Origin of the sequence: Prauserella halophila, assembly GCF_024171895.1 — a bacterium.
Classification (GTDB): domain Bacteria; phylum Actinomycetota; class Actinomycetes; order Mycobacteriales; family Pseudonocardiaceae; genus Prauserella; species Prauserella halophila.
In genome coordinates, this window is record NZ_JAMTCQ010000008.1 from 362,158 (window position 1) to 381,616 (window position 19,459).

Genomic DNA, 19,459 nt, shown 5'->3' on the forward strand with positions numbered 1-19,459 from the left:
GAGCGGCGTCCCGGGTGGGAGCCGTCCCACCCGTCCCCGCCGGTATGCGGGCGCCGCACCCTCGCACCCGCGTACCGCGAGGGCACCGCGAACCGGCCGGCCGCGATGCCCTCGTCGGTCACGGCGGTCAGCCGACCATCGCCGCTTCGACGGCACGGCCCGTCAGCACCTTCGCCAGGTGCTGGCGGTACTCGACGTCGGCGTTGCCGTCGACGGTCGGACTCGTACCGTCGGCCGCGTGTTCGGCGGCCGCACGGATCGTCTCCGCGTCGGCCGGCCTGCCCACGAGGGCCTGCTCCACAGCGGTCGCGCGGACCGGGATGGAGGCCATGTTGGTCAGGCCGATCCGCGCCTCGGCGATCGAGCCGCCCTCGGCGCGCACCGTGGCCGCCACGGCGACCATCGACCACGCCTGCGCCACCCGGTTGAACTTCTCGTAATGCGCCGCCCAGCCGGTGTGCTTCGGCACCCGCACCTCGACGAGGATGTCCTCGGGAGCCAGCGACGTCGTGAAGAAGTCCTGGAAGAACTCCGCGGCCGACACCGTGCGCCGGCCACCGGTCCCCTGGATGACCATCTCGGCGTCCAGCGCCAGGGCCGGGGCGAGCAGGTCACCCGCCGGGTCGGCGTGCGCCAGCGAACCGCCGAACGTGCCACGGTGCCGCACCTGCGGGTCGGCGACCGTGTCCGTGGCCCTGGCGAGCAACAACGCGTGGTCGTGCACGAGCGGGTCACGCTGCACGTCGTAGTGCGTGGTCATCGCACCGATCACGACGGCGTCGCCCTCGTCGCGCACGCCCGTCAGTTCGCCGATCTTGCCCAGGTCCACGACCGTGGTCGGTGCGGCCAGGCGCATCCGCAGCACGGGCAGCAGACTCTGCCCGCCTGCCAGCACCTTGGCGTCCTCGCCCGCATCGGCGAGTGCACGCACCGCCTCATCCACTGTGGACGGTGCTACGTAGTCGAACGGAGCGGGGATCACTGCGCACCTCCGTGTGCTGGGTCGATCGAGCCGAGTCCGCCGCCGGCCTCGCCTTCCGTACCGGCGGCCGCATTTCCCTGGTGGACGGCATGCCACACGCGCATCGGGCTGAGCGGCATCTCGATGTCTTGGACACCCCGGTGCCGCACCGCGTCCACCACCGCGTTGACCACGGCCGGGGTCGAGGCGATGGTGCCCGCCTCCCCGACACCCTTGACTCCGAGCGGGTTCGACGTCGCAGCCGTCTCGGTCCGATCGGTGGTGAACGACGGCAGGTCCATCGCCGACGGCACGAGGTAGTCGGCGAACGTGCCCGACGTGAGGGTGCCGAACTCGTCGTACACCGCTTCCTCGTACAGCGCCTGGGCGATGCCCTGCGCCAGCCCGCCGTGCATCTGCCCTTCGACGATCAACGGGTTGATGACATTGCCGATGTCGTCGACGCAGACGTACGAGCGCAACCGCACCCGGCCGGTCTCGGTGTCGACCTCGGTCGCACACAGGTGCGTGCCGTGCGGGAACGAGAAGTTCTCCGGGTCGAACACGGCCTCGGAGTCCAGGGTGGGCTCCACGCCGTCCGGCAGGTTGTGTGCCGCGAACACCGCGAGCGCCACATCCTGGATGGCCGTCGAGGTGTCCGTCCCGCGGACCGTGAACGTGCCGTCCGCGAACTCGAGATCCTCCTCGGCAGCCTCCATCAGGTGAGCCGCCACCGTGCGCGCCTTGGCGATCACCTTCTCCGCGGCCTTCACCACGGCGATACCGCCGACCGTCAGCGACCGCGAACCGTAGGTGTCGAGCCCCTTGTGGGAGGACTGCGTGTCGCCGTGCAGGATCTCGATGTCGTCGAATCCCACGCCGAGCTGGTCGGCGACGATCTGGCTCCACGCCGTCTCGTGCCCCTGACCGTGCGGGGAGGCACCCGTGACCACTTCCACCTTGCCGGTCGGCAGCATGCGGATCGCCGCGTGTTCCCAGCCGCCCGCGCCGTAGTCGAGCGACCCGAGCACACGCGAGGGTGCGAGGCCGCACATCTCGGTGAACGTCGAGATGCCGATGCCGAGCTGGACCTTGTCCCCACGTTCACGGCGTTCCGCCTGCTCGCGGCGCAGCCCGTCGTAGTCGAACAGCTGCATGGCCTTCGCGGTGGCGGCCTCGTAATTGCCCGAATCGTAGGTCAGCGTCGAGACCGTGGTGTACGGGAACTCGTCGTGGGCGATCCAGTTCTTCTCCCGCAGCGCCATCGGATCCATGCCGAGCTCGGCAGCGAGCTCGTCCATGATCCGTTCGATGCCGAACGTCGCCTCGGGCCTGCCCGCGCCGCGGTAGGCGTCGGTGAGCGTGGTATTGGTCAGCACCGTGGTGCAGGAGAAACGGTAGGCCGGGATCTTGTAGATCGCGTTGAACATGAACGCGCCCAGCACCGGGACGCCGCCGCCGACGATGCCCAGGTAGGCACCCATGTCGGCGAGCAGGTCGACCTTCAGCCCCGTGACGGTGCCGTCCCGTGAGGCCGAGATCGTGATGTCCTGCATCTGGTCGCGGCCGTGGTGGGCGGCCACCATCGTCTCGGAGCGCGATTCGGTCCACTTCACCGGCTTGCCGAGCTTCTGCGCCACGACCACCGCGGCACATTCCTCCGGCGTCACCGCGAGCTTGCCGCCGAACCCGCCGCCCACGTCGGGCGCGATCACGCGTACCTGGTGCTCCGGCAGGCCGAGCGTCATGGCCACCATCGTCTTGAGGATGTGCGGCACCTGCGTGGCCGACCACATGGTCAGCTGCGGCGCCGTCGGGTCGACGACCACCGAGCGCGGCTCCATGAACGCGGGCACCAGCCGCTGCTGCCGGAACCGCCGCGTCACGACCACCTCGGAGCTGCTGATCGCCTGCTGCACATCACCGCCCGAACCGGCCTCCGCCGAGTCGAAGATCCACTCCGCGCTCGTGTTCGTGCCCAGATCCTCGTGCACCAGCGGCGCACCGTCGGCGACGGCGTTGTCGAGGCCCAGCACCACGGGCAGGTCCTCGTAGTCGACGTCGATCTCGGCGAGCGCGTCCTCCGCCTCGGCGGAACTGCGCGCGATCACCGCCGCGACCGCCTCCCCCGCGAAGTTCACCGTCCCCTGGGCGAGCATCGGCCTGCGCGGAGTCTTCTGGTCCGGGGTGATCGGCCATGCGTTGGGCATGCCGACCTCGCCGCCCGGGTCCAGGTCGTCGCCGGTGTAGACCGCGATCACACCCGGCATCTCCTTGGCCGCCGAGGTGTCGATGGCGCTGATCCGCGCATGTGCCGTCGGGCTGCGCAGCAGCGCCATGTGCACCATGCCGGGCAGGGTGATGTTGTCGGTCCAGCGGGTGCGACCGGCGATGAGGCGTTCGTCCTCCTTGCGGACCCGGGCCCGGCCGACCTCCGGTTCTGCCATGGCCGTCATACGTCACCCCTGGCGCCGGTCGTGGTCCGCTCGCCGTCGGCGACCTGTTCGGCCGCCGGGCCTGCGCCCGGCCGCATGTGGCCGGCCGCGTCGCGCACTGCCCGGACGATGTTCTGGTAACCGGTACAGCGGCAGAGATTGCCTTCGAGTCCTTCGCGAACGGCCTCCTCGTCGGGATTCGGGTTGTCGGCCAGCAGGTCGATCGACTGCATGATCATGCCGGGGGTGCAGAACCCGCACTGCAGCGCGTGGTTGTCGCGGAAGGCCTGCTGCACCGGGTGGAGCTGCCCGTCACGGGCGAGTCCCTCCACGGTGTTGACCTCGCCGCCGTCCGCCTGAACGGCCAGCACCGAACAGGACTTCACGCTCTGCCCGTTCAGATGCACGGTGCAGGCGCCGCAATTACTCGTGTCGCAGCCGACCACGGTTCCGGTCTTTCCGAGCTTCTCCCGCAGGTGGTGCACGAGCAGGGTTCGCGGTTCGACGTCGTCCGTGTAGCCGGTCCCGTCGACAGTGACGGTGATGCGCATGGGGCCTCCTGTGGTGGCTCGGTCCGCCGGATGTGGACGGGCCGCGTGGAACGGCCGGAGCCGACCGCCGTCTCCGGTGATCGGCTTCACACTCCGAGCCTGCTACGTATGCCCTCGCTCGACAACCCCGATCTCCGGTGCGCGTCCGGGTGATTTCCGCATTCACGGAGTTCAGCGGGGCCGGACCCGTCGCCGGCCCGGCGCTAATCCCCCGATCGGTGGCATGAACGGTCCATTCACTCCCCCTCCCACTGCTCCACTCCACGCAGTCGGACGGGTACGCACGGTCGCCCGGCAGGGCCGCCGTCAGTGCTGGGGTTCGGCGTGAATCCGGCCGTCGACGTCGGTCAGCCTGCGTCCGCCACCGCCCCACTTCAACGCGATGATCTCGGCGGCGATCGACACCGCGGTCTCCTCGGGCGTCCGCGCCCCGAGATCCAGGCCGATCGGCGACGCGAGGCGTTTGAGCTCGGCCTCGGTCAGGCCCGCCTCGCTCAGCCGGGCCAGCCGGTCCTCGTGAGTGCGCCGCGACCCCATCGCCCCGACGTAGCCGACGTCGAGCCGCAGCGCGACGTCGAGTACCGGCACATCGAACTTCGGGTCGTGCGTGAGCACGGCGACCACGGTGCGGCGGTCGATCCGCCCCGCGTCGGCCTCGGCCCTCAGGTACCGGTGCGGCCAGTCGACGATCACCTCGTCGGCCTCGGGGAACCGCGTCGTCGTCGCGAACACCGGCCGCGCGTCGCAGACCGTCACCTCGTAGCCGAGATACGCCCCCATGCGCGCCATCGCGGCGGCGAAGTCGATCGCACCGAACACGAGCATCCGCGGCGGCGGTTCGAAGGTGTTGACGAACACCGACAGCCCCTCGCCCCGCCGCTGCCCGTCCGGCCCGTAGTGCAGGGTTCCGGACCGGCCACCGGCGAGCATGCCGCGGGCGTCGTCGAGGACCGCGTCGTCGACGCGCTCCGAGCCGAGACCGCCGCGGGCCTGTTCGGGCCACACGAGCATGCGCCTGCCCCGGAGTCCGGCGTCCGGATGGTCGATCGTGGTCACCAGGGCGACCGGCCTGCCCTCGTGCACGGACGCGACGAGCGCAGGAAGGTCCGGCATCGATTCCCGGTCGACGCGCTCGACGAAGACGTCGATGATGCCGCCGCAGGTCAGGCCGACGGCGAACGCGTCGTCGTCGCTGACGCCGTACCGCTGCAACACGGGCGTGCCGTCGCCGGCCACCTGCTGCGCGAGTTCGTAGACGGCGCCTTCGACACAGCCCCCGGACACACTGCCGACCGCCGCGCCGTCACCGCCCACCAGCATGGCGGCCCCCGGCGCGCGCGGTGCCGACGAGAAGGTCGCGACCACGGTCCCGACGCCGACCGTTTCCCCCGCCTGCCACCGGCGGTACACCTCGTCCAGCACGTCATGCATCTCGGACCTCCCGCAACAGTCGTTCCAACGTGGCCAGGCTGTGCCCGGCGAGCAACCGGTCCACATGGGGCAACGCCGCGGCCATGCCGGACTGCACCGGCTCGTATCCGGCGCGGCCCGCGTGCGGATTCACCCACAGCACCGTGTGCGCCAGCCGCCGGAGCCGCGCCATCTGCTCGCCGAGCAACGACGTGTCCCCGCGTTCCCAGCCGTCGGAGAACACCACGACGACCGCCCGCCGTGCGAGCCCGCGCTGGCCCCAGCGGTCGAGGAACACGCGAAGGGTCTCGCCGAGCCGCGTTCCGCCGGCGAAGTCGGCGACGGCCTTCCCCGCGGCGAGCATCGCCTGCTCCGGGTCCCGCTGCCGCAGCGCCCTCGACACCCGGGTCAGGCGAGTGCCGAGCGTGAACACCTCGACGTCGGCGGGCTCGCCGCGGACGACGACGTGGGCGAACCGCAGCAGCGAATCGGCGTACGGCTTCATCGAACCGGACACGTCCACCAGCAACACGATCCGGCGCGCTCGCGTGCGCCTGCGTGCGTAGGCCAGCCGTGCCGGCTCGCCACCGCCGGCGATCATCGCGCGGAACGTACGGCGCGGGTCGAGCCTGCCCCGGTGTGCCGGGCGCAGGCGCGAGGACCGCCGACGCGGCGACACCGGGCGCAACGTCCGGAACAGCTCACGCAAGTGGCGGCGTTCGGCGTCGGACAGCTGCCCGAGGTCCCGGTCGCGCAACAGCTCGGCCTCGCTGGCCGCGACGCTGAGCTGTTCCCCCGTCTCGGCGTCGCCCTCACCGTCGCCGTCGTCGGACAGCGGCGCGATGCGAGCGCGCTGCTCCCGGCGCACCGGCATGCCGCCCGCATCCTGCTCACCGCCGCCGAACCAGCTCGCGAACGCCTGGTCGTAGCGCGGCAGGTCGTCCGGATCGGCGCACAGCGTGAGCCTGCCCGCCCAGTACAGCTGGGTCGCGTCGCCGACGTCGACCCGCTCGACCGCGTCGAGATACGTCCGCACGCGGTGCCGGTCGCAGGGCAGCCCCGCCTCCCGCAGCGCCGTCGTGAAGCCGACCAGGCCCGGCAGCGGATCGGTCACGTCCGTTTCGGCCATGGTTCCATCATGCACCGCCGGAGCCCGTCGTCCGAGGGTGGCGAACCGGCGTCACCTCAACCGAGCGCATCACCTCAACCGAGCACCGCGTCGAGCCGCGCACGGACGCGGTCGAGGTCCTCGCTGAACTTGAGCACCGCGCCGAGCGTGCTCGCCGCCGACGCCGCGTCGAGTTCGTCCCGGCCCAGCGCGCGCAGTGCGTTGGCCCAGTCGAGGGCCTCCGCGACGCCGGGCGGCTTGAGCAGTTCCATCGTGCGCAGCCGCTGCAGCGTCTCGGCGATCTGCTCGGCCAGCCGCTGTCCGATCCCGGGCACCCGTGCCCGCAGGATCGCGATCTCCCGCGACAGGTCGGGGTGCTCGAGCCAGTGGTACAGGCAGCGGCGTTTGAGCGCGTCGTGCACCTCGCGGGTGCGGTTGGACGTGAGCACCACGAGGGGCGGCCGCTCGGCGCGCACCTCGCCGTACTCCGGGATCGTCACGGTGTTCTCGTCGAGCAGCTGGAGCAGGAACGCCTCGAACTCGTCGTCGGCGCGGTCGATCTCGTCGACCAGCAGCACGCACGGCGACGACCGCAGCGCCGTCAGCAGCGGCCGGGCGAGCAGGAACCGTTCGGTGTACAGCGATTCCTCGGCGTCGTCGACGTTGAGCCTGCCGCCCTCGGCGGCCTCGAGGGCGCGCAGATGCAGCAGCTGCCGGGGGAAATCCCATTCGTACAGCGCCTGCGCCGCGTCGATGCCCTCGTGGCACTGCAACCGCACCAGCGGCAGGTCCAGGCTCTCCGACAACGCCACGGCGAGTGACGTCTTGCCCGTGCCGGGCTCGCCTTCGCAGAACAGCGGCTTACCCATGCGCAGGGACAGGAACGCGGCGGTGGCGACTCCGTCGTCGGCGAGGTAGCCGATGTCCTCGAGCAGCGCCGCCAGCTTGGCGGGCGAGGCCACGTCGGGCTGGTCGGGCAGGTCGGGTCCTGCGGACGGGGCGGTGCGGGCTGTTCCGGCGGCGGTGCCGCCCGCGGCGGGTTCGCTTGTCACGTCCTCACCTTAGGCACTGCCCGGGCGCCGGCGGCAACCTTACTCACGAGTCGAGCAGCTCGGGCGTGTCGGCATCGCGACCGCCGCCGATGTCGCCGCAGTCGACGAGCCGCACGTCGTCACGGGCGCGCAGCCAGTCGCGGGCACCGCGGTCACCCGCCGCCTGCGCGGCGATCTCGGCCCACCAGCGGCGGCCGAACAGCACCGGATGTCCCGGAGCATCCGCGTACGCGGCACGGGCGACGACGTCGGTACTCGCGTGGGCTCGCATCCGCCCGACGACCTCCGCACCGACGTCGGGCAGGTCGACCAGATGGACGAGCGCCGCGACCGGCGGCGGCTCGGCCTCGGCGAGTGCGCGCAGCCCTGCCCGCAGCGACGCGCCCATGCCCTCGGCCCAGTCGTCGGCCGTCACCGCCCGTGCCCCGGCCGGCACCAGCGGTCGGGCCTCGTCGCCGCGGGCACCGAGGACGACGATCACCGGATCGCAGCCTCCCTCGAGCAGCACATCGGCGGCGCGGGTCACGAGGGCCGCACCGCGGTGTACCGCGAGGGCCTTGGGCATGCCGAAGCGACTGCCCTGCCCCGCGGCGAGCAACAGCCCGGCGGTCATGCGCGGGGTGGGGCGGCTGCGCCCAGATCGGCCTCGATGGCCGCCGCCGCGTCCCGCAGCGGCGGCAGCAGCTCGGCCCGCATCGCCTCGGGGCTGCGGCGGGAGGCGTGCGTGGACAGGTTCACGGCCGCCGCGACCGACCCGTCGGCACCGCGCACCGGTACGGCGATCGACCGCAGGCCCTCCTCCAACTCCTGGTCGGCGAGCGCGTATCCCGTTTCGCGCACCGCGGCGAGCTCGGCGCGCAACGCGTCGGCCGAACCGGTCGTGCGGTCGGTGAACCGGTCGAACGTCGCCGTGGCCAGGTAGGTCTCCAGTGCATCGCCGGCCAGCCCGGCGAGCAGCACGTGCCCCATCGACGTGGCGTGGGCCGGGAACCGGGTGCCGACGCTGATCGTCACCGCCATGATCCGCGACACGGCCACGCGCGCGACGTACACGATGTCGCCGCCTTCGAGCACCGACAGCGAACTGGACTCGCTCACCTCGGCCGACAGCCGCTCCAGGTGCGGCTGTGCCAGCCCGGGCAGCGACAGGCCCGACAGGAACGAGTAGCCGAGTTCCAGCACCTTGGCGGTGAGCGAGAACTGCCGGCCGTCGCTGCGGACGTAGCCGAGGTCGACGAGTGTCAGCAGGAACCGGCGGGCGGCGGCGCGGGTCAGGCCCGTGGCCTTCCCGACCTCGCTCAGCGTCAGCTGAGGCCGGTCCGGGCCGAACGCGCTGATGACGGCCAGTCCGCGTTCCAGCGACTGCACGTGGTGTGTGCCCTTGCCCCGGTCCGCCGCGTCCGGCGCGTCCGCCGCGACCTCGCCGACCTCGCCGACCTCGGTGTCCTCACCGGCACCCTCGGCGCCTGCTGCTCCATCCATAGGAGACCCAACCTAGCCGGAGCGGCTCACCCCGTCGCCAGATGCGTGGTGATCAGGTCGGTGAACCGTTCCGGCTGCTCGACGTTGCCGAGATGCGCGGCGCCGGGGACGACCTCGAGGCGCGCGTCCGGGATCGCGTCGGCGATGACGCTGCCGTGCCCCTCCGGCGGCGTCGCCGGGTCGTCGGCACCGGCGATCACGAGGGTCGGCACCGGGATCGACGGCAACCCGCCGAGCAGGTCCATCGTGGCGATGGCGTGGCAGCACGCTGCGTACCCGGCTGCGGGCGTGGCGGCGGTCATGTGGTGATACTCGCGCCGCTCGTGCGGGTGGGCCGCCAGCCAGTCGGCGGTGAACCAGCGTTCGATGCTGCCGTCGGCGATCGCCGCCATGCCCTGCTGCCGCGCGGTGGCACCGCGTTCGAACCACGATTCCGGCGTACCCAGCTGCGCCGACGTGCAGCACAGGACGAGGCTGCGCAGCCGCTCCGGCGCGTGGATGCCGAGCCACATCCCCGTCATGCCGCCGAGCGACAGTCCGACGAAGTGAGCACGGTCCACGCCGAGGCCGTCGAGCAGTTCGAGCACGTCGCCGCCGAGGTCGGCCAGGCTCGCTCCCTCGTCCGGGACGGCGGTGCGGCCGTGCCCGCGCTGGTCGTACCGCACGACGCGGTAGCCGGCCCGGACCAGCGGTCCGACCTGCGGCTGCCACATCGCCAGGGTGGACCCGATCGACCCGGACAGGACGACGACATCGCCGTCGGCGGGTCCGTCGACCACACTGTGCACCTGCATGCGTTCTCCCTCGCTGTCTACTCCCGCGTGCTCCCGAGTGGACCGCGCACAGCGGTGTCAGGCCTCGAGCACGACCGCCAGGCCCTGCCCGACGCCGATGCAGATCGCGGCCAGCCCGTACCCGCCGCCGCGGCGCCGCAACTCGTGGGCGAGCGTACCGAGGATCCTGCCCCCGGAGGCGCCGAGCGGGTGGCCGATCGCGATGGCGCCGCCGTTGACGTTGACCACGGCCGGGTCGAGCTCGGGCCAATCGGCCAGGCACGCCAGCGATTGTGCGGCGAACGCCTCGTTGAGTTCGACCGCGGCCAGATCGCCCCAGCCGATGCCGGCGCGCTGCAGCGCGATCTCGGCCGCGCGCACCGGGCCGATCCCGAACACGTCCGGGTCCACGCCCGCGGCGCCGCGGCCGGCGATGCGGGCCAGCGGCGTGGCGCCGATCCGATCGGCTCCCGCCCGGTCGCCCAGCAGCAGCGCGGACGCGCCGTCGTTGAGCGGTGAGGCGTTGCCCGCGGTGATCGTGCCTTCCCCGCGGAACGCCGGTTCGAGCTTCGCCAGTTTGTCCACGGTGGAATCCGGGCGGACGCCCTCGTCCCGGGTCAGCTCGGTGCCGGGCACCGGGACGACGTGCGTGTCGTAGAAGCCCTCGTCCCACGCCCTCGCCGCGTTCACGTGGCTGCGCGCGGCGAAGGCGTCCTGTGCCTCCCGTGAGATCGCGTACTGCTCGGCCACGCCTTCGGTCGACTCGCCGAGCGAGACCGTCCACTGCTGCGGCATCCGCGGGTTCACCATCCGCCAGCCGAGCGTGGTCGAGTGCAGCTGCTGGTTCCCCGCGGGAAACGCCTTCCCCGGCTTCTGCAGGACCCACGGCGCCCGGCTCATCGACTCGACACCGCCCGCCACGATCAGCGACGCATCGCCCACGGCGACGGTCCGGCTCGCTTGCATCGCGGCGTCCAGACCGGAACCGCACAGGCGGTTGACCGTGCTGCCGGGAACCGACGTCGGCCACCCGGCGAGCAGCGTGGCCATGCGCGCGACGTTGCGGTTGTCCTCGCCAACCTGGTTGGCGTCGCCGAGCAGCACCTCGTCCACGGTGGCCGGATCGACGTCGCTGCGATCACGCAACGCCGACAGCACGTGCGCGGCCAGGTCGTCGGGCCGCACGGCCGCGAGCGAGCCGGAGTACTTGCCGAACGGGGTACGGACGGCGTCGAGCACGAAGACGTCGGTCACCGCGAGGCCTCCTTGAGCGTACGCAATGTGGACAGTTCGGCCGCGGTCGGCGCGTCGGTGCGGGCCAGCTCGGGCGAGATCTGCAGGTTCCATCCGGTCGCGGCGCGGACGTCCTCGACCTCCACACCGGGGTGCAGCTGCGTGAGCACGAGCTCGGCGGTCTCCGGGTCGGGGCGCAGCACGCCGAGGTCGGTGATCACCAGCGTCGGGCCTGCGCCCGGCAGGCCGAGCCGCTCCCGGTCGCCCCGACCCGAGCCGTGCCCGACCGACGTCACGAAATCGACCTTGTCGACGAAACTGCGCGCGCTCTGGCGCACCACGACGACGACCTCGCGGCACGATGCGGCGATCTCCGGCGCGCCACCCGCACCCGGCAGCCGCACCTTCGGGTCGGCGTAGTCGTCGCCGATCACCGTCGTGTTGATGTTGCCGAACTTGTCCAGCTGTGCGGCGCCGAGGAAGCCGACGTCGATCCGCCCCGGCTGCAACCAGTAGTTGAAGACCTCGGGAACGCCGATGACCGCATCGGCCGTCTCGGCCAGCACACCGTCGCCGATCGACGACGGCAGAACGTCCGGTTTGGACCCGAGCGTGCCGGACTCGTAGACGAGCACCAGATCCGGTGCGTGGGTCCGCCGTGCGACGTTCGCCGCCGTCGAGGGCAGGCCGATGCCGACGAAGCACCGCGTGCCGTTCTCGAGCGCGCGGGCCGCGGCGATCGACATCATCTCGTCGGACGTGTACTCCGGCTGCGCACCGGAGGCAGTGGTCGTGGCTGCGGCCTCGGTCATCGCACACCCTCCCTGTCACCGGCTTCGGCCGTGGACCGCCCTGCCAGGACCTCGTCGCGGACCCAGGTCCGGAACGTGTCCCGGTCGCGCCCGACGGAGTCCCAGTACTCGTAGTAGGCGTTGTCTCGTTCGTAGTAGCCCTGCGCGTACGACGGGTGCGCGCCGCGGGGCACCTCGGCCACGGCGGTGACGGCCCAGTGCGGCAGGACGACCTGACCGGCGACGGGATCGAGCTCGTCGACGACCTCCTCGACCGTCACCAGACTGCGCCCGGCGGCCAGCACGGCCTCCTTCTGTACCCCGACCAGGCCCCACATCTGCACGTTGCCGGCACGGTCGGCCCGCTGCGCGTGGATGATCGACACGTCCGGGTTGAGCGCGGGCACGGCGGCGAGCTCCTCGCCGGTGAACGGGCACGTGATCCACTTGATCGTGGCCGTGTGCTCGGGCAGGTCCGTGCCGCGATACCCGCGCAGCACGGCGAACGGCAGGCCGGAAGCACCGGCGACGTACCGGTTGGCCATACCCGCGTGGCTGTGCTCCTCGATCTCCAACGGCACCGGCCACGCGTGCTGCACCGCGTCGCGGAACCGGTGCAGCGAACCGACACCCGGGTTACCGCCCCACGAGAAGATCAGCTTCCGCGCGCAGCCGGCACCGATGAGCTGGTCGTACACGATGTCCGGCGTCATGCGGACCAGACTCAGGTCCGTCCGCCCCTGCCGGATGATCTCCTGTCCCGCCGCGTGCGGGATCAGATGCGTGAATCCTTCGAGTGCGACGACGTCTCCGTCGCGCACCAATTCGCCGACGCCGTCGGCCAGCGACACGATGTCCGCCACGTTCTGCCACCTCGTTGACCGGTTGCCGGCGGACCGGCCGCCGACGTTCGTATAGCGCACGTGTGTTCTTGATACGAACATACGTCGAGGCGAATCGCGCCGTCAACAGCCGGCGATCGCGATCACCCCGCGGCAACCCCCGGACAGACAGGCCCGGGACCACGGCACTCCCGAAACGACAGGGCCACCGAAACGACAAAAGAGCCCCCGCGAGCCGCATCGGGCTCGCGGGGGCTCGCGGGGGCTTTGTCCGGTGGACTGTCAGCCGGCGTTGCCGGGCTTGTCCGGCGGTTCCCCTGCTCCGGCATCGCCGGACGCCGATGCCTCACCGGACGCGGAATCGGCGTCGTCACCGCCGTCGGAGCCGCCCCGGTCGTCGGAGCCGTCGGAGCCGCCACGGTCGTCCGCGCTACCGCCGCCGTCCGAACCGCCCTCGTCATCCGAGCTGCCCTCGCCGTCCGAGTTGCGCTCGTCGTCCGGACTGCGCAGCGTCTCCGGGGCCTCGCGCGGCCCCTTGGCCCGGGCCAGCACGAAGTACACGACCGCGCCGAGGAACACGAGCACCGAGACCCACACGTTGACGCGCTGGCCGAGGATCTCGTTGGCCGGGTCGGTGCGCATGAGCTCGATCCAGAACCGGCCCGCGGTGTAGCCCGCCACGTAGAGGGCGAACACGCGGCCGTGGCCGAGCCGCAACCTGCGGTCGAGCCAGATGATCAGCAGCGCGACGCCGAGGTTCCACAACAGCTCGTAGAGGAACGTCGGATGCACGACCTCGACCGGCACATCGGTGATCGCCACCCCGCCGATCGGATCCTCGATGGCCGGGTTGTCCGGCGACACGCGCCGGTAGATCTCCAGTCCCCACGGCAGATCGGTGGGCCCGCCGTAGAGCTCCTGGTTGAAGTAGTTGCCGAGGCGGCCGACCGCCTGGGCGATGACGATGCCGGGTGCGACGGCGTCGGCGACGGCGGGCAGCGGGATTCCCCTGCGGCGGCAGGCGATCCACGCGCCGACGGCACCGAGGGCGATCGCACCCCAGATCCCGAGACCGCCCTCCCAGATGTACAGCGCGCGGATCGGGTCGCGGCCCTCGCCGAAGTACAGCTGGTAGTCGGTGATGACGTGGTAGAGCCGGCCACCGATGAGGCCCATCGGCGCAGCCCACACCGCGATGTCGATGATCGTGCACTGGGTACCGCCCCGCGCCTGCCAACGGCGCTCGCCGAGCCAGATCGCGACGACGATGCCGAGGATGATGCACAGTGCGTAGGCCCGCAGCGAGAACGGGCCGATCTCCCACACGCCACGGTCGGGACTGGGAATCGTGGAGAGGAAGGCAGCGGAGGCGATACTCACAGGCTCACCGTAACGTGGTGTCCCCTACCCGACTCGACCGCGTCAGGCCTGTGGGCGGCGCACGCCCTCGGCCAGCTCCTTCGTCAACGCGGCGACCGCGTCGGTACCGTCGACCGCCTTCGCCACCAGCGCGGACCCGACGATGACCCCGTCGGCGAACGCCGACACCTCGGCGGCCTGATCCCCGGAACGCACGCCGAGCCCGACGCCGACCGGCAGGTCCGTGTGCACACGGGTGCGGTTCACGAGTCCCTGCGCCGCGCCACCGACAGTGTCGCGGGCGCCCGTCACGCCCATCACCGCCGTGGCGTAGACGAACCCACTCGCGGCTGCCGTGGTCAGCGCGATGCGCTCGTCCGAGGACGACGGGGCCACGAGGAAGATCCGGTCCAAGCCGTGGGTGTCCGACGCAGCGAGCCACTCGGACCCCTCGTCGGGCGTCAGGTCCGGAGTGATCAGTCCGAGCCCGCCCGCGGCGGCGAGGTCGCGGGCGAACGCGTCGACACCGTAGTGGAACACCGGGTTCCAGTACGTCATCACGACCGCGCGGCCGCCACGGTTCGCGACCGATTCGACGACCTCGAACAGGTCCTTGAGCCGGAAACCGTTCCGCAGGGCCGTGTCGGCGGCCGCCTGGATCGTCGGCCCGTCCATCACCGGATCCGAGTACGGGAACCCGACCTCGACCAGATCCGCGCCGGCGTCGACGGTCGCGGCGAGCAGCTCCTTGGACTCGGCGACCGTCGGATAGCCCGCGGGCAGATAGCCGATCAGCGCACCGCGGCCTTCGCCGCGGGTCTGCGCGAACAGCTCGTCGATGCGGCTCACACGCCCTCCACGAGGTTGAAGTACCGGGCGGCGGTGTCGACGTCCTTGTCACCCCGGCCGGACAGGCTGACGAGGATCAGACCGTCCGGTCCGAGCTCGCGGCCGAGTCGCAGGGCCCCGGCGAGCGCGTGCGCGGACTCGATCGCGGGAATGATGCCCTCGGTCTTCGACAACAGCTGGAACGCGTCCATCGCCTCGTCGTCGGTGACGGCGCGGTACTCGGCGCGACCCGCATCCTTCAGATACGAGTGCTCGGGGCCGACGCCCGGATAGTCCAGGCCCGCCGAGATCGAATAGGCCTCGATGGTCTGCCCGTCCTCGTCCTGCAGCAGGTAGGACAGGGCACCGTGCAGCGTGCCCGGCGTGCCCTGGGTCAGGGTCGCGCCGTGTTCCCCGGAGTCGAGTCCCTTGCCGCCGGGTTCGAGACCGACCAGCCGAACGTCGGTGTCGTCGAGGAAGCCGTGGAAGATGCCGATCGCGTTCGACCCACCGCCGACGCACGCGGCGACGGCGTCCGGGAGGCGGCCCGTCTGCGCGAGCACCTGCTCGCGGGCCTCCTCGCCGATGATCTGGTGGAAGTTGCGCACCATCACCGGGAACGGGTGCGCACCGGCGGCGGTTCCCAGCAGGTAGTGCGTGGTGTCGACGTTGGTGACCCAGTCGCGCAGCGCCTCGTTGATGGCGTCCTTGAGTGTGCGCGAACCGGTCGCCACGGGAACGACCTCGGCACCGAGCAACCGCATCCGCGCGACGTTGAGCGCCTGCCGCTCGGTGTCGACCTCGCCCATGTACACGACGCACTCGAGGTCGAGCAGGGCGCACGCCGTCGCGGTGGCGACGCCGTGCTGACCGGCGCCGGTCTCGGCGATCACGCGCTTCTTGCCCATGCGCTTGGTCAGCAGCGCCTGGCCCAGCACGTTGTTGATCTTGTGAGAACCGGTGTGGTTGAGGTCCTCGCGCTTGAGGAGGATCCGCGCACCGCCTGCGTGCTCGGCGAACCGCGGCGCCTCGCTGAGCAGCGACGGCCTGCCTGCGTACCCGGAGAGCAACCGCTGGAACTCCGCGGTGAACTCGGGGTCCTGCTGCGCCTTGTCGTACTCGGCGGCCAGTTCGTCGAGCGCGCCCATGAGCGCCTCGGGCAGGAACCGGCCGCCGTAGTCACCGAAGTGACCACGGGCGTCCGGATCGTGCCGCGACGAGTGCGGCGACTGTGACGACTGCGGGGCCGTGTCGGTCATGTCGGTCACCGGCTCGGACGCGGACAGGCGGGGTGCGACCCGGCGGTGACGAGCTGGACCAGCGCGGCCTTCGGGTCGTCGGTGCTGACGAGTCCCTCGCCGACCAGCACGGCGTCGGCCCCGTGACCGGCGTAGGCCATCAGATCACCGGGACCGCGCACACCCGATTCGGCGATCTTGAACGTCTCCATCGGCAGACCGGGTGCGAGCCGGGCGAACACGTCCCGGTCGACCTCGAGGGTGTGCAGGTCGCGGGCGTTGATGCCGATGACGGAGGCACCCGCCTCCAGTGCGCGGTCGCACTCCTCGGCGTTGTGCACCTCGACCAGCGCGGTCATGCCCAGCGATTCGACCCGGTCGAGCAGTGCGGAGAGCGCGTTCTGCTCGAGCGCGGCCACGATGAGCAGCACCATGTCGGCGCCGTGCAGCCGGGCCTCGTGCACCTGGTACGGGCTGACGATGAAGTCCTTGCGCAGGATCGGCACGTCGACCGCGGCGCGCACGGCGTCGAGATCGGCGAGCGACCCGCCGAACCGGCGCTGTTCGGTGAGCACGCTGATCACGCGCGCACCCGCGTCCTCGTAGTGTTTGGCCAGTACGGCCGGATCGTGAATGGCGGCCAGCTCGCCCTTCGACGGGCTCTTCCGCTTGACCTCGGCGATCACGCCGATGCCCGACTCCTGCAGCGAGCCCATGACGTCCCGTGGTGCGGGCGCCTCCGCGGCACGCTTCTTCAGCTCGTCGAACGGCAGCGCCGACTCACGCTCGGCCAGGTCGGCCCGCGCGCCCGCGACGATGTCCTCGAGAACGCTCACCGGCTGACCTCACCGAGCGCCGGGACCGTTGATTCACTCGCAAGGTGGCTCACAAAAACCTTCCCCTTCCCGCTCAACCGATGCTAACCCGCGGGCTCGTCCAGACCGGGCGCGGGTCGGCGACAGCCGTGCCCACCACGGGTTTCACTCCGGGCGGTCGCCGCGCGGCCGGTCGAGGCCGCCCGCATCGGCTGCAGTGGCGTCGTTCGCACCGTCCCCGGCCCCGTCGGCGACGGCGGAATCCGTGGTGTCGGCGGTCCCCGTCGGGTCGTCACCCTCCGACAGCGCGTCCCACAGCTCCGTGTCGGGATCGCGCGCCGCCCGGCGATCGCCGGGTGCGGTGTACTTGGCTCCCATCCGTGCCATGCGGTGCCCGCGCAGGACCAGCACGGCACCGGCCAGCGCGATGCAGACGCCCCCCGTGACGGCGGCCGCGGGACCCCAGAACGTCCACACCGGCTCGGCCGTGCTGCCCTCGTAGCCGGGCGCCCACCCGGACCAGGCGATCTCCCGGGTATCGCCCGCAACGACCAGGTACACCGTCCCCCCGCCCGCGACGATCAGCAGCAGGCCGAGCACCCGGCGCGCCGCGCCGCGGAACGCCAGGACCGCCGCGACGGCGGCCAGCGCCAGCAGCGCGATCGGCACCGGCCACGGGGCGAGCTCACCTCCGGTGAAGTCGTCGACCAGCCGGCCGTCGACCGTGCGCCCGTCCGGTACGTCGATCCACACCAGACCCGACGCGCCCCAGAGCGCTCCCGCACCGAGCAGCAGGGTGACCACGACGGCCCACAGGGCGCGTTTGTCCGGCCCTGCCGGCGTGGCGGGCACGGCACCGGCGCCTGCGGACGCCGCGGCACCGGCACCCTCGCCGCCGGTGCCCTCGCCGGTGCCGGTGCCGGTGCCGTCGGTGCCGTCGTCGTGGCGGCCGGCGTGGTCGTCAGGCACCGTCATCGCCCGTCGTGCCCGCGGGCCGGAGCGTGCCGGCCGCCGCAACGGCCGACAGCACTGTGCGGGCCTTGTTCAGCGCCTCGTTGTCCTCGTAGTCGGGCTCGGAATCGGCGACGATCCCACCGCCCGCCTGAACGTAGGCGACCCCGTCGCGCACCAGGGCCGTGCGGATCGCGATCGCGGTGTCGGCGTCGCCCGCGAAGTCGAGGTAACCCACGACGCCGCCGTACAGTCCGCGCCGGGTCGGTTCGAGCTGTTCGATGAGCTCCATCGCCCGCACCTTGGGTGCCCCGGACAGCGTGCCCGCGGGGAAACACGCGGTCACCGCGTCGATCGCCGCCGCGTCGTCGGCGAGCTCGCCGGTCACGGTGGACACGATGTGCATGACGTGGCTGTAGCGCTCGATCGTGAAGAAGTCCACCACCTGCACCGAGCCCGGCCTGCACACTTTGCCGAGGTCGTTGCGGCCGAGGTCGACCAGCATCAGGTGCTCGGCGCGTTCCTTCTCGTCGGCGAGCAGCCCCTTGGCCAGCTGGGCATCCTCCTCGGCGTCGGTGCCGCGCCAGCGGGTTCCCGCGATCGGGTGCGTCGTCGCCTTGCCGTCCCGCACCGTCACCAGCGACTCGGGGCTCGAGCCGACGATGTCGAACCCGTCGAGGCGCAGCAGGTACATGTACGGGCTCGGGTTGGATGTCCGCAGCACGCGGTAGATGTCGAGCGCGTCGGCACCGGTGCGCAGTTCGAACCGCTGCGAGGGCACGATCTGGAACGCCTCGCCCGCGTGGATGGCCTCCTTCGCCGCCTCGACGGCCGCGTGGAAATCGTCCTTCGTGCGCGCACGGTCGAACTCGGGGGCGGGCCGGTCGAACACCGCGTTCGTGGCGGGGGCGGGCGTGGCGAGCTGCGCCGTCATGGCGTCGAGCCTGCGCACCGCGTCCTCGTAGGCGGCATCCACCCGCTCGGGGCTGTCGTCCCAGTTCACCGCGTTGGCGATGAGCGTGACCGTGCCCTCGTGGTGGTCGAACGCCGCGAGGTCGGTCGCCAGCAGCATCGTCAGCTCGGGGATGTCGAGATCCTTCTCGGCGATCTCCGGCAGCCGTTCGATCCAGCGCACCGCGTCGTAGCCGATGTAGCCGACCATGCCGCCCGTCAGCGGCGGCATGCCGGGCAGCGGCTCGGTGTGCAGCGTCTCGAGCGTCTCGCGCAACACGGCCAGCGGATCGCCGCCGGAGGGCAGACCCGCGACGGGTGTCCCCGTCCACACCGCCTCGCCGTCGCGCACGGTCAGCGCCGACGGGCTGTGCACCCCGATGAACGACCATCGCGACCACGACTCGCCGTTCTCCGCCGATTCGAGCAGGAACGTGCCGGGGCGGTCCTCGGCGAGCTTGCGGTACAGGGCGACGGGCGTGTCGGCGTCCGCGAGCACGCGGCGGACGACCGGGATCACGCGCCGGTCCTCGGCGAGTTCGCGGAACTGCGCGGCCGACGGCGTGACGGTGCCCAGGCCGGCACGGGCGGCCTCGACGGAATGGGCAGTGACCATGGGTTCATTGTGCCGTCGGCGCCCGTGGGCCCGGCGGTGGGATCGGTGCTCGCGCATCGGCGA

At 71.8% G+C, this 19,459-nt stretch carries 18 protein-coding genes; all 18 read right to left on the reverse strand.

Annotated elements, in window-relative coordinates; all coding sequences use genetic code 11:
- Positions 1 to 127 precede the first annotated feature (127 nt).
- Positions 128 to 982 (reverse strand): FAD binding domain-containing protein, encoded by an 855-nt coding sequence (locus LY41_RS01890; protein WP_253862065.1) that lies wholly within the window; start codon positions 980 to 982, stop codon positions 128 to 130.
- On the reverse strand, positions 979 to 3,417 hold the full coding sequence (locus LY41_RS01895) for a xanthine dehydrogenase family protein molybdopterin-binding subunit (protein WP_253862066.1): 2,439 nt from the start codon (positions 3,415 to 3,417) through the stop codon (positions 979 to 981). The genes LY41_RS01890 and LY41_RS01895 overlap by 4 nt, the downstream gene beginning before the upstream one ends.
- On the reverse strand, positions 3,414 to 3,947 hold the full coding sequence (locus LY41_RS01900) for a (2Fe-2S)-binding protein (RefSeq protein WP_253862067.1): 534 nt from the start codon (positions 3,945 to 3,947) through the stop codon (positions 3,414 to 3,416). The genes LY41_RS01895 and LY41_RS01900 overlap by 4 nt, the downstream gene beginning before the upstream one ends.
- 306 nt (positions 3,948 to 4,253) lie before the next feature.
- Entirely contained in the window at positions 4,254 to 5,378 is a 1,125-nt protein-coding gene (locus LY41_RS01905; RefSeq protein ID WP_253862068.1) for an XdhC family protein, read from the reverse strand.
- Entirely contained in the window at positions 5,371 to 6,486 is a 1,116-nt protein-coding gene (locus LY41_RS01910) for a vWA domain-containing protein (RefSeq protein WP_253862069.1), read from the reverse strand. Before LY41_RS01910 ends, LY41_RS01905 begins: the two co-directional genes overlap by 8 nt.
- Before the next feature lie 74 nt (positions 6,487 to 6,560).
- Positions 6,561 to 7,445, reverse strand: coding sequence for an AAA family ATPase (locus LY41_RS01915; protein WP_253862848.1), 885 nt, complete (start codon positions 7,443 to 7,445; stop codon positions 6,561 to 6,563).
- A 115-nt stretch (positions 7,446 to 7,560) separates the two neighbouring features.
- Positions 7,561 to 8,130, reverse strand: a complete 570-nt coding sequence (locus LY41_RS01920; RefSeq protein ID WP_253862070.1) for a nucleotidyltransferase family protein — start codon at positions 8,128 to 8,130, stop codon at positions 7,561 to 7,563.
- Positions 8,127 to 8,999 carry an IclR family transcriptional regulator domain-containing protein gene (locus LY41_RS01925; RefSeq protein ID WP_253862071.1) on the reverse strand — a complete coding sequence of 291 codons (873 nt, stop codon included), beginning with the start codon at positions 8,997 to 8,999 and terminating at the stop codon, positions 8,127 to 8,129. The genes LY41_RS01920 and LY41_RS01925 overlap by 4 nt, the downstream gene beginning before the upstream one ends.
- A gap of 26 nt (positions 9,000 to 9,025) precedes the next feature.
- Positions 9,026 to 9,793 (reverse strand): 3-oxoadipate enol-lactonase, encoded by a 768-nt coding sequence (gene pcaD / locus LY41_RS01930; protein WP_253862072.1) that lies wholly within the window; start codon positions 9,791 to 9,793, stop codon positions 9,026 to 9,028.
- Positions 9,794 to 9,850: 57 nt separating this feature from the next.
- Positions 9,851 to 11,026, reverse strand: coding sequence for a thiolase family protein (locus LY41_RS01935; RefSeq protein ID WP_253862073.1), 1,176 nt, complete (start codon positions 11,024 to 11,026; stop codon positions 9,851 to 9,853).
- Complete coding sequence (locus tag LY41_RS01940; RefSeq protein ID WP_253862074.1) at positions 11,023 to 11,817, reverse strand: CoA-transferase subunit beta; 795 nt, start codon at positions 11,815 to 11,817, stop codon at positions 11,023 to 11,025. The genes LY41_RS01935 and LY41_RS01940 overlap by 4 nt, the downstream gene beginning before the upstream one ends.
- Positions 11,814 to 12,659 (reverse strand): CoA transferase subunit A, encoded by an 846-nt coding sequence (locus LY41_RS01945; RefSeq protein ID WP_253862075.1) that lies wholly within the window; start codon positions 12,657 to 12,659, stop codon positions 11,814 to 11,816. The genes LY41_RS01940 and LY41_RS01945 overlap by 4 nt, the downstream gene beginning before the upstream one ends.
- A 261-nt stretch (positions 12,660 to 12,920) precedes the next feature.
- Positions 12,921 to 14,018 carry a prolipoprotein diacylglyceryl transferase gene (lgt, locus tag LY41_RS01950; RefSeq protein ID WP_253862076.1) on the reverse strand — a complete coding sequence of 366 codons (1,098 nt, stop codon included), beginning with the start codon at positions 14,016 to 14,018 and terminating at the stop codon, positions 12,921 to 12,923.
- Between the two features lie 42 nt (positions 14,019 to 14,060).
- Positions 14,061 to 14,846, reverse strand: coding sequence for a tryptophan synthase subunit alpha (trpA, locus tag LY41_RS01955; RefSeq protein ID WP_253862077.1), 786 nt, complete (start codon positions 14,844 to 14,846; stop codon positions 14,061 to 14,063).
- A complete protein-coding gene (gene trpB / locus LY41_RS01960) occupies positions 14,843 to 16,084 on the reverse strand; it encodes a tryptophan synthase subunit beta (RefSeq protein ID WP_253862078.1) in 1,242 nt (413 codons plus the stop codon). The genes trpA and trpB overlap by 4 nt, the downstream gene beginning before the upstream one ends.
- A gap of 5 nt (positions 16,085 to 16,089) precedes the next feature.
- Positions 16,090 to 16,899: an indole-3-glycerol phosphate synthase TrpC gene (trpC, locus tag LY41_RS01965; protein ID WP_253862079.1), complete on the reverse strand. Its 810-nt coding sequence runs from the start codon at positions 16,897 to 16,899 to the stop codon at positions 16,090 to 16,092.
- A 144-nt stretch (positions 16,900 to 17,043) separates the two neighbouring features.
- On the reverse strand, positions 17,044 to 17,853 hold the full coding sequence (locus LY41_RS01970; RefSeq protein WP_253862080.1) for a Trp biosynthesis-associated membrane protein: 810 nt from the start codon (positions 17,851 to 17,853) through the stop codon (positions 17,044 to 17,046).
- Entirely contained in the window at positions 17,840 to 19,396 is a 1,557-nt protein-coding gene (locus LY41_RS01975; protein ID WP_253862081.1) for an anthranilate synthase component I, read from the reverse strand. The genes LY41_RS01970 and LY41_RS01975 overlap by 14 nt, the downstream gene beginning before the upstream one ends.
- Between the last annotated feature and the right edge of the window lie 63 nt (positions 19,397 to 19,459).